The following is a 13,400-nucleotide window of genomic DNA, read 5'->3' as shown; positions in this document are numbered from 1 at the left end:
ATGATGGTCTGGATCCTTTTCCTGCTGGGTGGCCTCTTTTTGGGCGGGGCCTGGACGGCCTACCAATCCGGCTCACGTTTCTGGACCATCGTCGCCGCCGCACTCGGCGGCATTACGACCATTACCGCGTTAATTTGGATGATTGGGGAGATGCAATAGATGGCAGAAGCAGGCGCAACGCAGGGCAAGGTTAGTCTGTGGAAGGTCCCGGGGTTCCCGGAGACCATGGTCGCGGTGGCGGCTGCCTTCGGCGCGTGGTCGCTGCTGCTGCCGGTGCTGCCCATGGCGGTGCTTGATTCCGGCGGGTCGAATACGCTCGCCGGCGGCTCGACGGGTGCGTTCATGGCCGCGACCGTCATCACCCAGATGTTTACGCCTTGGCTGCTCAGCCGCTTCGGCTACCGCCCGGTCATAGCCGTGGCCGCCGGCATGCTGGGCATCCCCGCCCTGGGCCACCTGCTGGGCATGGAGATCTGGCAGGTGCTGCTGTTTTCGGCGCTGCGCGGCGTCGGCTTCGGCGCGCTGACGGTGGCGGAATCCGCGCTCATCGCGGAGCTAGTCCCGCTGCGCCTTTTGGGCAAGGCTACCGGCACCATGGGCCTGTTCATTGGTCTATCGCAGATGATCTTCCTGCCGGTGGGCCTGGCGATGGCCGAAAACATCAGCTTCGCCTCGACCTATTACACGGCCGCGGCCATCGCCTGCCTGGCGGTGGTCATGTGCCTGCGCCTGCCCAGCGTTCACCCGCGCACCGGCGGCGAGTCCGAGACCACCGAGGCGCCTCGGGCCTCCACCTGGAAGCTGGTCATCGTCCCGGCCCTGGCGCTGACCACGCTGTCGATGAGCTACGGTGTGGTCTCTTCCTTCCTGCCGGCCTCGGTCCGCGAGATCGACCCGGCCACCGGCGCGGTCCTCGGCGGGCTGATGCTGTCCATCGTGGGCGGTTCCGTCATGGTCTCCCGCCTGTTCGCGGGCGTGGTCGCCGACCGGCTGGGCGAGCCCGGCCACCTCTACATCCCTGCCCAGTTCATCGGCGGCGTGGGCATGCTGCTCATGGCGGCCGCCATGGTCAATGGCTGGTCCGTGTGGTGGATGGTGCTGGCCTCGGTCTTTTTCGGCATCGCCTTCGGTATCGGGCAGAACGAAGCCCTGCTCTCGATGTTCAACCGCCTGCCGCGTTCGAAGATCTCGCAGGCCTCGGCGGTGTGGAACATCTTCTACGACGCCGGCACGGGCTTGGGCTCGGTCGTGCTCGCCGCCCTGGTCACCGGCTACGGCTACGCGGGTGCGTACGGGGCCGGCGGCGCGATCATCCTGGCCGGCATCCTCATGACGAGCCTGGATGCCTTCCTCGGCCGGCACCGCGTCGCCGAATTCGACAACATCCGTACGCGCCTGCGCCGCCTGCGTAGGGCGCCGGCCCAGAACCAACGCCGAACCGTGTCTAGGACCGAAGAACTTAACAACGACAACCGCACCACCAACAACAAGGAGCTGGACTAGTGGCGCAGAAATTGGTAGCCCTGCTGGATTACGGGGCCGGGAACCTCCGGTCGGCCCAGCGGGCATTGGAAGCAGCCGGGGCCCGGGTCGAGGTCACCGCCGATCCGAAGGTGGCCACGGAAGCCGACGGCCTCGTCGTGCCCGGCGTGGGCGCCTTCGCCGCGTGCATGGAGGGGCTGCGTGCCATCCAGGGCCCGCGGATCATCGGCCAGCGGTTGGCCGGGTCCAGGCCGGTGCTGGGCATCTGCGTCGGCATGCAGGTGCTCTTCGACGGCGGCAACGAGCACGGCATCGAAACCGCCGGCTGCGGGGAGTGGCCCGGCCTGGTCACGCGCCTGCAGGCCGACGTGCTGCCGCACATGGGGTGGAACACGGTGGAGCGGGACAGCGACGGCGCTATGTTCGCCGGCATTGATCCGGAGGAGCGCTTTTATTTCGTGCATTCCTACGGCGCGCGGACCTGGGAGCTGGAAACCGAAATCACCACCCCGCCGTCGGTGGCGTGGGCCAGCCACGGCGGCGACCGCTTCGTCGCCGCGGTAGAAAACGGCGCCCTGTGGGCCACGCAATTCCACCCGGAGAAATCGGGGGAGACCGGGCTGAAGCTTTTGTCCAACTGGATGGGCACCCTGTAGGTAGGATGTAGACGATGACTCAGCACACAGATTCCTTCGTCCTCCTGCCCGCCGTCGACGTCGTGGGCGGCCAGGCCGTGCGCCTCGAGCAGGGCAAGGCCGGCACCGAAAAGTCTTATGGGGATCCGCTCGCGGCCGCCCTGCAGTGGCAGGAGCAAGGCGCGCAGTGGCTCCACTTCGTCGACTTGGACGCCGCCTTCAACCGCGGGTCCAACCACGAGATGATGGCCGAGGTCGTCGGTAAGCTCGACATCCCCGTGGAGCTGACCGGCGGTATCCGCGACGACGCCGGGGTAGAGCGCGCCCTGGCCACCGGCGCGCGCCGCCTGAACATCGGCACGGCCGCGCTCGAAGACCCGGAGTGGATCGCCCGAGTCATCGACAAATACGGCGACAAGATCGCCGTCGATCTGGCGGTCCGGGAAGAGGCCGGCGAGTGGCGCACCCGCGGCAACGGCTGGGAGTCCGACGGCGGAGACCTCTGGGAGGTCCTCGAGCGCCTCGACGCCGCCGGCTGCCAGCGCTTCGTGGTCACCGACGTCACCAAGGACGGCACCTTAACCGGCCCCAACCTGGAGCTGCTCCAGGACGTGACCATGGCTACCGATGCCGCGGTGACGGCCTCCGGGGGCATCTCCGCGTTGGAGGATGTCACGGAGCTGGCCACCTTCTTCAACCGCGGCATCGACTCCGCGATCATCGGCAAGGCCCTCTACGAGGGGCGCTTCCGCCTGGACGAGGCCCTTAAGGCCGTGGCCCAGGTCGAACCGCTGCCGGCAGAGACCCCCATCGACCTCCTTGATTCCTCGGAAGACAGAGGATAAGCCCGAAACAAAACACCGCAGGATAAACCCCGACCGAGGATGAGTGAGTACGTCATGACATCGCCGCTGGAATTGCTGGCCTTCGCCGAGGCCATCGTGGATGAGACCACCGATCGTTTCCGCACCGGGCTAGGCGCGAAGCCGGCCCAGTTCAAGGGCCAGGGCGATTTCGCCACCGAGGTCGACATCGCCATCGAGACCAACCTGCGCCAGCGCCTGACCCAGCTGACCGGCATCCCGGTCTACGGGGAAGAATCCGGCGGCAAGCTGGCCGAGACCGTCTGGGTGGTCGATCCTATCGACGGCACCGCCAACTACTCGGCGGGCAACCCGCTGTGCGGCACCCTGGTGGCGCTCGTCCAGGACCACCAGCCCGTCGTGGCCGTCGCGGACTTCCCGTTGCTGGGCCGGCGGGTAGCGGCGGCTGACGGTGCGCCGCTGCGTTCCGTCGGGGGCCCGCCGAGCGGCTTCGGCGGCGGGGAAGACGCCCTGGGCTTCGACGAGGCCCGCGGGCACGTTGGCTGCTCGTCGCACCTGCAAACGCCCATCTTCAACGATCTCAAGCGCAAGGGTCTGCGCCCGCGCATCACGGGATCCGTGGGGCTGGACAGTGCCTTCGTGGCCCAGGGGGTCTTCGACGGCGCGGTGAATTTCTCCCCGCACGCCTGGGACAACGCCGCGGGCGCGCTGTTTGTGCGCTCGGCCGGCGGCCTGGTCACCGACCCCTACGGCGAGGAATGGTCCGTGCATTCGGCCGGTATGGTGGTCGGCACCCCGCAGGTGCACGCGACCATCTTGGATTCCATCCGCGCCAACCAGGCTGACAACTAAAACAGCAGCCACCAGACCAGTAAACACACTGTTAAAACACACTGTTAGAAAAATTCCGAAGGAGTGTGCTCCCGTGACCTTGTCTGTGCGGGTCATTCCCTGCCTCGACGTCGATAACGGCCGCGTGGTCAAGGGCGTCAATTTTGAAAACCTCCGCGACGCCGGCGACCCGGTGGAGCTGGCCGCCCGCTACGGCCAGCTCGGCGCCGACGAACTGACCTTCCTCGACGTGTCCGCGTCGAAGGAAGGCCGCGGGACCCTCATCGATGTCGTGCGCCGCACGGCCGAGCAGGTCTTCATCCCGCTGACCGTGGGCGGGGGAGTGCGCAGCGCCGAGGACGTGCGCGCGCTGCTGCGGGCCGGCGCGGACAAGGTCTCGGTCAACACCGCGGCCATCGCCCGCCCTGAGCTGTTGCGGGAGTTGGCGGAGATTTTCGGCTCCCAGTGCATCGTGCTCTCCCTGGACGCGCGCCGGACCGCGCAGCAGCAGGACTGGGCCCCGTCGGGCTTCGAGGTCACCACGCACGGCGGCACCCGCTCCGCCGGCCTCGATGCCCTGGAGTGGGCCCGGACCGCCGCCGACCTGGGCGTCGGCGAGATCCTGCTCAACTCCATGGACAGCGACGGGACCGAGGGCGGCTTCGACACCGAGCTCATCGCCGCCGTGCGCGCCGCGGTCAACGTGCCGGTGATCGCCTCGGGCGGGGCGGGCGCGCCGGAGGACTTCCCGCCGGCCGTCGCCGCCGGCGCGGACGCGGTCCTGGCCGCCTCCATCTTCCACTTTGGCAAGACCACCATCGGCGCGGTCAAAGACGCCCTGGCGAACGCCGGTTACCCGATCCGTCCGGTGCCGGCGGCGGAAGCGGAGGCGCAGCCGGCCGCGGCCAGCCCGGCGGAGTGCGCGCTGGCCCCGGCCATCGCTAGCCGACTGAAGCGCAACGCGGACGGGCTGGTGCCCGCCGTCGTCCAGTCGGAGGACGGGCAGGTGCTGATGCTGGCCTGGATGGACGATCACGCGCTGGCCTACACCTTGGCCACCCGCCAGGGCACGTACTATTCCCGCTCCCGGCAGGAATACTGGGTCAAGGGCAAGACCTCCGGCAACACGCAGGAGGTCTTGGGCGTCAAGCTCGACTGCGACGGCGACACCCTCCTGGTGACCGTCCGACAAAAGGGCGGGGCCTGCCACACCGGCGATCGCAGTTGCTTCGACGCCGATGTACTACTCTAGGATCCCTGAGTAACCGCAGGAAGGGAGTAGACGTGGGAAAGCGAATTGGCCCGCTGCTCATGGCCCTCGGCGCGATTGGGCTGTGGGGCTCGTCGCGCATGAGCTGGGTCCAGGCCTCCGCAGAGGACGACAAGTCCGGCGGGCAGGTCGTGGATATCCTCGGCTCGCACTGGTCGGTCGAGCTCATGGCCGTCATGCTGTTGCTGCTGGCCGGCACGCTGGCCGGGCTGGTGCTGCGGCGGCTGGCCCGCCGGGTGGTGGCGATCGTCTGCGCGGTGGCGGCGGCCGCGGTGGCCTGGCGGCCACTGCAGCTGCTGACCGCCGGCCCGGACGTGCAGCGCGCCCAGGACATCCTGCAGGCCGGCCAGGACAATGACCTGGCGGTGGACGTGACCTCCATTTCGGACTGGGCCGTCATCACCGAAGCCTCGGCACACACCGCCGGCCCCGTGCTCGCCTTGGTCGCTGCGGCCGTCGCGCTTTTCGGCGCGGTGCTGCTGGCCACCCGCCCGGGCGAGGACACCGCGCGTTCCAACAAATACGAAACTCCCGCCATGCGGCAGGAGAAGCTGGCCCAGGATCTGGAAGAATCCCCGGACAGCGGCCGGGTGCTGTGGGACGCGCTGGACGCGGATATTGACCCCACCGATTTAGACAACCAACGTGGGCGTTTAACCTAAAGTTTGCCAATCGGGGGTACCTCTGGATTTCCTCTGGGCACGTTTGAGGGGATAGCCTTTAGGTGAGACTGCGCATGTGATCCTTGTCGCTTACTTCGAGGAGGTGCCCCGGTGCCCACCCCTATTGCCGTTGACCGTCTAGTCACCGGCGTCCTCGAAGACGTAGCCGCGCGGGAGGCGAAGGTCTCCTTCCAGGACATCAAGGCGAAATCCCGCTCGATGGAACCGCCCCGGGACGCCAAGGCGGCGCTTTTGACCAACGGTTGCTCGGTGATCACTGAATTCAAGCGCGCGGTGCCGTACCTCGGCGAAATCGCCCGGCTGGACAACCCCGAGCGCATGGCGCGCCTCGCCCAAGACTTCCAGGAAGCCGGCGTGGTGATGATGGCCTGCCAGACCGACCGGCGCCGCTTCCGCGGCTCGCTGGACGACATGCGCCTTATCCGGGCGGCCACCGAGGTGCCTATGATCTGCCGCGACATCATCGTCGACCCCTACCAGATCCACGAGGCGCGCTGCTTCGGCGCGGACGTCGTTCCCTTGCAGGTCGCCCTCCTGGAGCAGGCGCGCTTGGAGGCGCTGTTGGATCGGATTGAGTCGCTCGGCATGGTCGCCCTGCTGGAGATCCGCAGCAGCCAGGACGCGGACCGGGCCATGCAGGCCGGCGGGACCGTGGTGGGCATTAACGCGTGGTCGCTGTCCTCGGACGCCATCGACCGTGGGGTCTTCGCTGAGATTGTGCCGGGCCTGCCCGAGTCCCTGCTGCGGATCGCCGTCGGTGGGGTCGAGAACCCCCGCAACCTCCTGGGCTACGCCTCGCAGGGCGCCGACGCCGTGATGGTCGGCGAGTCGGTGATGTCCGCCCAGGATCCGACCGCACTGGCTCGCAGCTTGGTGGCCGCCGGCAAGCACCCGGCCTGCCCGTCGCGCAAGACCCCCTGATCTCGCATTCGGGTGGGCTTTGGGGCACACTGTGTACGTGCAGATTATGAACTTGGCCAATATCCCGTCCCCGCCGCAGGGCGTGTGGCACGTGGGCCCGATTCCTATCCGCGCCTACGCGCTGTGCATCGTCGCCGGCATCCTGGTGGCTATGTGGATGACCCTGCGCCGTTACCGCGCGATGGGCGGGAACCCGGACACCGTCTGGGACGCCGCCATCGTGGTCATCCCCGCCGGCATCGTCGGCGGGCGCCTCTATCACGTCATCACGGATTACGATAAGTACTTCTGCGCCGAGCGCAATCCGGTCGACGCGCTGAAGATTACTAACGGCGGCCTGGGCATTTGGGGCGCGGTGGCGCTCGCGGCGGTGGCGCTGTGGGTGATGTTCAAGGTCAAGGGCATCCCGCTGGGGCCGTTCGCGGACGCGGTGGCGCCGGGGCTGGTGCTGGCCCAGGGCATCGGCCGTCTGGGCAACTGGTTTAACCAGGAGCTCTACGGGGCGGAAACCGACGTTCCGTGGGCGCTGGACATCTACTACCGCGTCGACGAGGCCGGCCGGGTAGCGCCGGTCAGTGGCACCTCCACGGGCGAGGTGATGGCCTCGGTCCACCCGACCTTCCTCTACGAGCTGCTGTGGAACGTCGCCGTGTGCCTGTTCCTGCTCTGGGCGCACCGCGCCTGGAAGCTGGGGCACGGGCGGGTCTTCGCCCTCTACGTCATGGGCTATACTTTTGGCCGTTTCTTCATCGAGCAGATGCGCACGGACGAGGCCACGCTGATTTTCGACGTGCGTGTCAACGTGCTGGTTTCCGTGGTGGTCTTCGTGGCGGCCTGCATCGTCTTCTTCCGTCTGCCGCGCGGGCAGGAGTCCGCGGACGAGGTGGATCCGAAGTTTCCCGCGGCCGCTCAGGAGCGCTCCGAACCCTAATGTGGGAATCTGTGGGATTGTTTCCGTTTTTGCAGTGGCACCCGCCGCGGGGGCGGGGTACGTTGGGAATGGTTAGGCAGTCACCATTACAGGAGTAGGCACAGATAAATGTTGGATAGAAGAACCAAAATCGTATGTACGCTCGGCCCCGCGGTCGCGAGCGAAGACGCTATTCACCGCTTGGTCGAAGACGGCATGGACGTTGCCCGTCTCAACATGTCCCACGGCGACCACGCCGATCACGAGCAGAACTACCGCTGGGTGCGCGAAGCCACCGATAAGACCGGCCGCGCGGTCGGCATCCTGGCCGATCTCCAGGGCCCGAAGATCCGCCTCGGCCGCTTTAAGGAGACCGAGACTTACTGGGAGACCGGCGAGGTAGTCCGGATTACCATCGACGACGTCGAGGGCACCCACGACCGCGTGTCCACCACCTACAAGGGCCTGGCTAACGATGCCCAGCCCGGCGACCGCCTGCTCGTCGACGACGGCAAGGTAGCCCTGGTCTGTAAGGAAGTCGACGGCAACGACGTCGTCTGCGAGGTCACCGAGGGCGGCCCGGTCTCCAACAACAAGGGCGTGTCCCTGCCGGGCATGGACATCTCCGTGCCGGCGCTGTCCGAAAAGGACATCGAGGACCTGCGCTTCGCCCTGCGCCTGGGCGTGGACTTCATCGCCCTGTCCTTCGTGCGCTCGCCTGCGGACGTGGATCTGGTCCACGAGGTGATGGACGAGGAGGGCCGCCGCCTGCCGGTCATCGCCAAGCTGGAGAAGCCGGAGGCCGTGGACGCGCTCGAGTCCATCGTCCTGGCCTTCGACGCCATCATGGTCGCCCGCGGCGACCTGGGCGTCGAGGTCCCGCTGGAGCAGGTCCCGCTGGTGCAAAAGCGCGCCATCCAGATCGCCCGCGAGAACGCCAAGCCGGTCATCGTCGCCACCCAGATGCTGGACTCGATGATCGAAAACTCCCGCCCGACCCGCGCGGAGGCCTCCGACGTGGCCAACGCCGTGCTGGACGGCGCGGACGCGGTGATGCTCTCCGGCGAGACCTCCGTCGGCGTCGACCCGCACAACGTGGTGCGCACCATGGCGCGAATCGTCTCCCGCGCGGAAACCGACGGGCGCGTGCCGCCGCTGGCGCACGTCCCGCGCACCAAGCGCGGCGTGATTTCCTATTCCGCCCGCGACATCGCCGAGCGCCTCAACGCGAAGGCAATCGTGGCGTTTACCACCTCGGGTGACACCGCCCGTCGCGTGGCCCGCCTGCACTCGCAGCTGCCCCTGCTGGTCTTCACCCCGAACCAAGCGGTGCGTTCCCAGCTGGCGCTGACCTGGGGCGCGCAGACCTTCCTGAGCCCGCAGGTCGGCTCGACGGATGAGATGATGGAGGCCCTGGACGAGGCCCTGTTGTCCATGGACGCCTACGACGAGAACGACCTCATGGTCGTCGTCGCCGGTACCCCTCCGGGAATCTCCGGCAACACCAACATGATCCAGTGCCACCTGCTGGGAGAGACCCGCTCCTAAGGCACTGACACGGCGAGCGCCCGGCACCTGAACTGGTGCCGGGCGCTCGTGTGTGTCCGGGCCCGCTAGTCGATGGGCAGGGAGTCGAGGTGCCAGACCTCGGTGGCGTAGTCGTGGATGGTGCGGTCGGCGGAGAAGCGGCCCGAGTAGCAGATGTTGAGCCAGCACTTGCGGGCCCAGCCGCGCGGATCGTCGGCGTAGTCGGCGGCCGCCTGGTCGCGCTTGTCGCGGTAGTCGGCGAAATCGCCCAGGACGTAGTAGGTGTCGGCGGCGGAGGTGCCGTAGCCGTCGGTCAGGCTGGAGCGCAGGTCGTCGAAGTTGCGGTCCAGCGTGCCGTTGGTCAGGGCTTCGAGGGCGCGGGCCAGGCCGGGCACCTCGTGGTAGAGCGCGCCCGGGTTGTAGTTCTCGCGCAGGCTGGGCAGCTCGTCGTTGCGGGCGCCGAAGATATAGGCGTTCTCGCGGCCGACCGCGTCCACGATCTCGACGTTGGCGCCGTCGAGCGTGCCGAGTGTCAGCGCGCCGTTCATCATGAACTTCATGTTGGAGGTGCCGGAGGCCTCCTTGCCGGCGACGGAGATCTGCTCGGAGACGTCGGCGGCCGGGATGATGTGCTCGGCGGGGGAGACGTTGTAGTTTTCCACGAAGACCACACGGATGATGTCCCGGGTGGCCGGGTCGTTGTTGACCAGGTCGGCCATGGAGTTGATGAGCTTGATGATTTCCTTGGCGCGGACGTAGCCGGGCGCGGCCTTCGCGCCGAAGATGAAGGTGCGCGGGGTTGGCTCCTCGCCGTCCTGGGTGATGCGGAAGTACAGGTCCAGGATGTAGAGCGCGTTGAGCAGCTGCCGCTTGTACTCGTGCAGGCGCTTAATCTGCACGTCGAACAGGGAGTCCGGGTCGACCTCGGCGCCCTGGTGGCGGTGAATCCACTCGGCGAAATCGCGCTTGTTGGCGGCCTTGACCTCCGTGAGCTCATCGAGCAGCGCGGCGCCGTCCGGGCCGTCGGCGAGCCCGGCCAGGCCGGCCAGCTCGTCCAGGTTGGTCACCCAGCTGTCCGAGCCGTTGGCCCGGGTGAGCAGGTCTGCCAGGCGCGGGTTGCACATCTTGAGCCAGCGGCGCGGGGTGACCCCGTTGGTCTTGTTGTTGAACTTCTCGGGGTACATCTCGTGCCAGTCGCGCAGGGTCTCGGCCTTGATGATCTCGGTGTGCAGGGCCGCCACGCCGTTGATGGAGTAGGAGGCGTAGCAGGCGATCCAGGCCATGCGGACCTGGCCGTCAGCCACCGGGGCCAGGTAGTCGATGGTGCCCTGGTCCAGGCCGCGCTGGGCCATGTCCTCGCGGAAGCGGCGGTCGATCTCTGCGACCAGCTCCCAGATGCGCCAGAACAGCCGCTGGAAGATTGAAACCTCCCACTTTTCCATGGCCTCGGCCAGGACGGTGTGGTTGGTATAGGCGAAGGTCTCGGTGACCACCTTCCAGGCATCGTCCCAGCTCATCTGGTGCTCGTCGAGCAGGATGCGCAGCAGCTCCGGGATGGCCAGCACCGGGTGGGTGTCGTTGAGCTGGATGCAGTTGTAGCGGGCGAAACCGCGCAGGTCGTCGCCGTGGTGCTCGAGGTAGTTGTCCACCATCTCCTGCAGGGAGGCGGAGACGAAGAAGTACTGCTGGCGCACGCGCAGGACCTTGCCCTCGTAGGTCGTGTCATTGGGGTAGAGCACGCGGCAGATGTCCATGACGCGCTCGCGCTCGACGATGGCGTCGGTAAACCGCTGGGAGTTGAAGGCGTCGTAGTCGAAGTCGTCGATGGGCTCGGACTTCCAAAGGCGCAGGGTTCCCACGTTGCGGGTGCCGTAGCCGGTGATCGGCAGGTCGTAGGGGATGGCGCGCACGTCCATGTCGTCGAAGTGAATGCGGCGCTGCGTGCTGGCGCGGCGGACCAGGAAGTCGTAGCCGTTTTCCATCCACGCGTCCGGCTTCTCGACCTGGTAGCCGTTGTCGAAGGTCTGCTTGAACAGGCCGTAGCGGTAGAGCAGCCCGTAGCCGGTCACTGGCAGGTTCTGGGTGACCGCGGAGTCCAGGAAACAGGCGGCTAGGCGGCCCAGGCCGCCGTTGCCCAGGGCCGCGTCGTGCTCGGCCTCGAGGACGTCGGCCAGCTCGCGCCCGGTGGACTCGACGTAGGCGCGGGCGTCGTCGACCAGGCCCAGGTTCGTGAGGTTGTTGAGGAGTGCCCGGCCCTGGAGGAATTCGGCGGAGAAATAGTGCTGGCGGCGGGCCGGCGCGTAAGTGCGGCGGGTGGTCTCCCAGTCCGCGGCGATGTGGTCCATGACCGCGTTGGCGAGTCCGGACCAGTACTTGCGGTTAGAGGCGGCAGGAGGGGTCACGCCGGCGGCGGCGCGGACGTGACCGGGGATGACAGAGGAAAAATCCGTGGGAGAGGCCATGGGCAAAGACACCTTCGCGTCGAGGGAGCGTGTAAAACACTGCCTACTGTAACGGAAGGTCGCCCGGCCCGCCCGACTTCGCGCGGGGCGCCTTAGCGGCCCAGATAGGCCAGCACCGCGGTCAGACCCGCCTGGGTGGAGGCCTTAACGGTCGGGGCGTAGTCGGGCAGGAAGTCGGCCTGGTGGTTGACCGGCGGGGTATCTAGCTGCTCGGCCGGGGTGCAGCCGACGTGCCAGAAATAATAGGGCACGCCCCAGGCCTGCGGGAGATAGCAAAAGTCCTCGGAGGCGGTGCTGCCCGTGGAGGTGACGGACTGCTCGCCGAAGACGGCATCGAAGGCGGGACGGAGGGCGGCATCGACGCCCGCGTCGTTGTCGGTGACCTCGCCGTGGGCGTAGTACTCGAAGGTCGGATCCTGGGGGCTGCCGGAGGCCCAGCACTCGGCGCGCACGACGCGCTCCAGGCTGGCGTAGACGCGCTCGGCCACCTGCGGGTCGTAGTAGCGGGTGTTGAGGACCAGCTCGGCGGAGGCCGGGATGATGTTGTTCTTGTCGCCGGAGTGCAGCTCGCCGACGGAGATGACGAAGAACTCGTGCGGGGCCACCTCGCGGCCGACGATGCCCTGCAGCCGCACCACGATCATCGCCGCCAGGAAGGTCGGGTCGATGGAGTTGTGCGGCATGGAGGCGTGGGCGGAGCGGCCGAAGACGCGGATGCGCAGGCTGTCGCAGCCGGCCATGATGGGCCCGGGCGTGCTCTGCACCGTGCCCGCCGGCCCGGGCATGATGTGTTGGCCGAAGCAGACGTCCGGCTTCGGCACGCGATCGGTCAGCCCGTCGGCCAGCATGTATTTCGCCCCCATCGAGGACTCCTCGGCCGGCTGGAACAGCGCCAGGAAGGTCCCGGACCAGGCGTCGCGCCGGGCGTCGAGCACCGCGCACACGCCGAGCAGGGCGGTGGCGTGCATGTCGTGCCCGCAGGCGTGCATGGCGCCGTTGGTGGAGGCGTAGTCCGCGCCGGTGGCCTCCCGGACCGGCAGGGCGTCGAAGTCGGCGCGCATCAGCGCGGTGGGGGTGGCGTCGGTGGCCGCGTTGCGGAAGATGGCGACCATGCCGTAGCCGCCGATGCCGTCGACCACCTCGCAGTCCATCCCCTCCAGCCGGGCGCGGATCTGGGCCGCGGTGCGTTCCTCCTCGTGGGAGAGCTCCGGGTGGCGGTGGAGATCCTGATAAAAATCCTCCTGCCAGGACAGGTCGACGCCGTGCTCGCGCACGAATTCCGGATTTTTTGTGGGGGAAGCCATAGATCTCACTCCGTTAGTTTGGGTAGGGTTACCTGCATGCCACTTATTCAGTTCGATGTTCTCGTCCCCGACCACCAAGCCGAGCGCGTGGAGGACGTCTTCCGCGAAGCCTTGGACCGGCTCGTCGACAACGGGCAGTTGGCCCAGGCGAGTGTAAAGCGTCATGATACTCCGCGCCTGGCAGAGGGGGTAGAAGACCAGCTGCGTCAGACCTACCGCGACGAGCACGAAGACCGCGACCTCGACGACGCCCAGGTCCGCCGCTACGCCCTGTCGGTCGAGGGGGCGACCGGTTCTATCAACCAGCTAACGATGGTGCTGTCCCGCCTGCTCACCCCGTACGCCGCGCTGCCGAAAGACCACGTCCTGCTCGAGGACGAGACCGCCCACGAGCGCCCGGCCATCTTCCCCTGGACCGTGGATATCCAGCGCTAGCCCCCTAGCTGTTCCTTGATCTGGCGGGCCAGGGCCTGGCCGGCCGCGCGCAGGCGTTCGGGCATCTCGCCGCCCGCCGGCAGCGCGGCGCTGAGGCTGCCGGCGGGCGGCTCGGC

The 13,400-nt window shown here is 67.6% G+C and carries 13 protein-coding genes and 1 pseudogene; 12 read left to right on the top strand and 2 right to left on the bottom strand.

The genetic code is table 11. The features are described from left to right. From ACEE23_RS05060 to pyk, 11 genes and pseudogenes are all read left to right on the top strand, one after another. The gene (locus tag ACEE23_RS05060) at positions 1-159 is read left to right on the top strand and encodes a hypothetical protein (protein WP_448872357.1); all 159 of its coding nucleotides are present in this window, start codon (positions 1-3) and stop codon (positions 157-159) included. Continuing rightward, positions 160-1,503 carry an MFS transporter gene (locus tag ACEE23_RS05055; protein WP_448872359.1) on the top strand — a complete coding sequence of 448 codons (1,344 nt, stop codon included), beginning with the start codon at positions 160-162 and terminating at the stop codon, positions 1,501-1,503. Then, positions 1,503-2,138 carry an imidazole glycerol phosphate synthase subunit HisH gene (gene hisH / locus ACEE23_RS05050; protein ID WP_368519070.1) on the top strand — a complete coding sequence of 212 codons (636 nt, stop codon included), beginning with the start codon at positions 1,503-1,505 and terminating at the stop codon, positions 2,136-2,138. The genes ACEE23_RS05055 and hisH overlap by 1 nt, the downstream gene beginning before the upstream one ends. 14 nt (positions 2,139-2,152) lie before the next feature. After that, the gene (gene priA / locus ACEE23_RS05045) at positions 2,153-2,962 is read left to right on the top strand and encodes a bifunctional 1-(5-phosphoribosyl)-5-((5-phosphoribosylamino)methylideneamino)imidazole-4-carboxamide isomerase/phosphoribosylanthranilate isomerase PriA (RefSeq protein WP_368519071.1); all 810 of its coding nucleotides are present in this window, start codon (positions 2,153-2,155) and stop codon (positions 2,960-2,962) included. A 54-nt stretch (positions 2,963-3,016) separates the two neighbouring features. Then, entirely contained in the window at positions 3,017-3,793 is a 777-nt protein-coding gene (locus ACEE23_RS05040) for an inositol monophosphatase family protein (protein ID WP_368519410.1), read from the top strand. Positions 3,794-3,866: 73 nt separating this feature from the next. Then, positions 3,867-4,637: pseudogene (gene hisF / locus ACEE23_RS05035) on the top strand (imidazole glycerol phosphate synthase subunit HisF); the annotation flags it as partial. 3 nt (positions 4,638-4,640) lie between these two features. Further along, the gene (gene hisI, locus ACEE23_RS05030; protein ID WP_368519411.1) at positions 4,641-5,024 is read left to right on the top strand and encodes a phosphoribosyl-AMP cyclohydrolase; all 384 of its coding nucleotides are present in this window, start codon (positions 4,641-4,643) and stop codon (positions 5,022-5,024) included. A 32-nt stretch (positions 5,025-5,056) separates the two neighbouring features. Continuing rightward, complete coding sequence (locus ACEE23_RS05025) at positions 5,057-5,704, top strand: TIGR02234 family membrane protein (RefSeq protein WP_368519072.1); 648 nt, start codon at positions 5,057-5,059, stop codon at positions 5,702-5,704. A gap of 111 nt (positions 5,705-5,815) precedes the next feature. Beyond that, complete coding sequence (locus ACEE23_RS05020; protein WP_368519073.1) at positions 5,816-6,646, top strand: indole-3-glycerol phosphate synthase TrpC; 831 nt, start codon at positions 5,816-5,818, stop codon at positions 6,644-6,646. 37 nt (positions 6,647-6,683) lie between these two features. Then, positions 6,684-7,577, top strand: coding sequence for a prolipoprotein diacylglyceryl transferase (lgt, locus tag ACEE23_RS05015; RefSeq protein WP_448872362.1), 894 nt, complete (start codon positions 6,684-6,686; stop codon positions 7,575-7,577). A gap of 108 nt (positions 7,578-7,685) precedes the next feature. Then, positions 7,686-9,104, top strand: a complete 1,419-nt coding sequence (gene pyk, locus ACEE23_RS05010) for a pyruvate kinase (protein WP_368533855.1) — start codon at positions 7,686-7,688, stop codon at positions 9,102-9,104. A gap of 65 nt (positions 9,105-9,169) precedes the next feature. Here the strand turns inward: pyk and ACEE23_RS05005 are convergent, their stop codons facing one another. Further along, on the bottom strand, positions 9,170-11,545 hold the full coding sequence (locus tag ACEE23_RS05005; protein WP_448872364.1) for a glycogen/starch/alpha-glucan phosphorylase: 2,376 nt from the start codon (positions 11,543-11,545) through the stop codon (positions 9,170-9,172). Between the two features lie 92 nt (positions 11,546-11,637). Then, the gene (locus ACEE23_RS05000; protein WP_368519077.1) at positions 11,638-12,849 is read right to left on the bottom strand and encodes an amidohydrolase; all 1,212 of its coding nucleotides are present in this window, start codon (positions 12,847-12,849) and stop codon (positions 11,638-11,640) included. A 36-nt stretch (positions 12,850-12,885) separates the two neighbouring features. Between ACEE23_RS05000 and ACEE23_RS04995 the strand changes: the two genes are divergently transcribed. After that, positions 12,886-13,284: a hypothetical protein gene (locus ACEE23_RS04995; protein WP_368519078.1), complete on the top strand. Its 399-nt coding sequence runs from the start codon at positions 12,886-12,888 to the stop codon at positions 13,282-13,284. The last annotated feature ends 116 nt before the right edge of the window (positions 13,285-13,400 follow it).

Source organism: Corynebacterium sp. 32222D000AT (genome assembly GCF_053546955.1).
The sequence above is the reverse complement of the archived record's forward strand: the minus strand, read 5'-3'. Positions and strand labels throughout refer to the sequence as shown.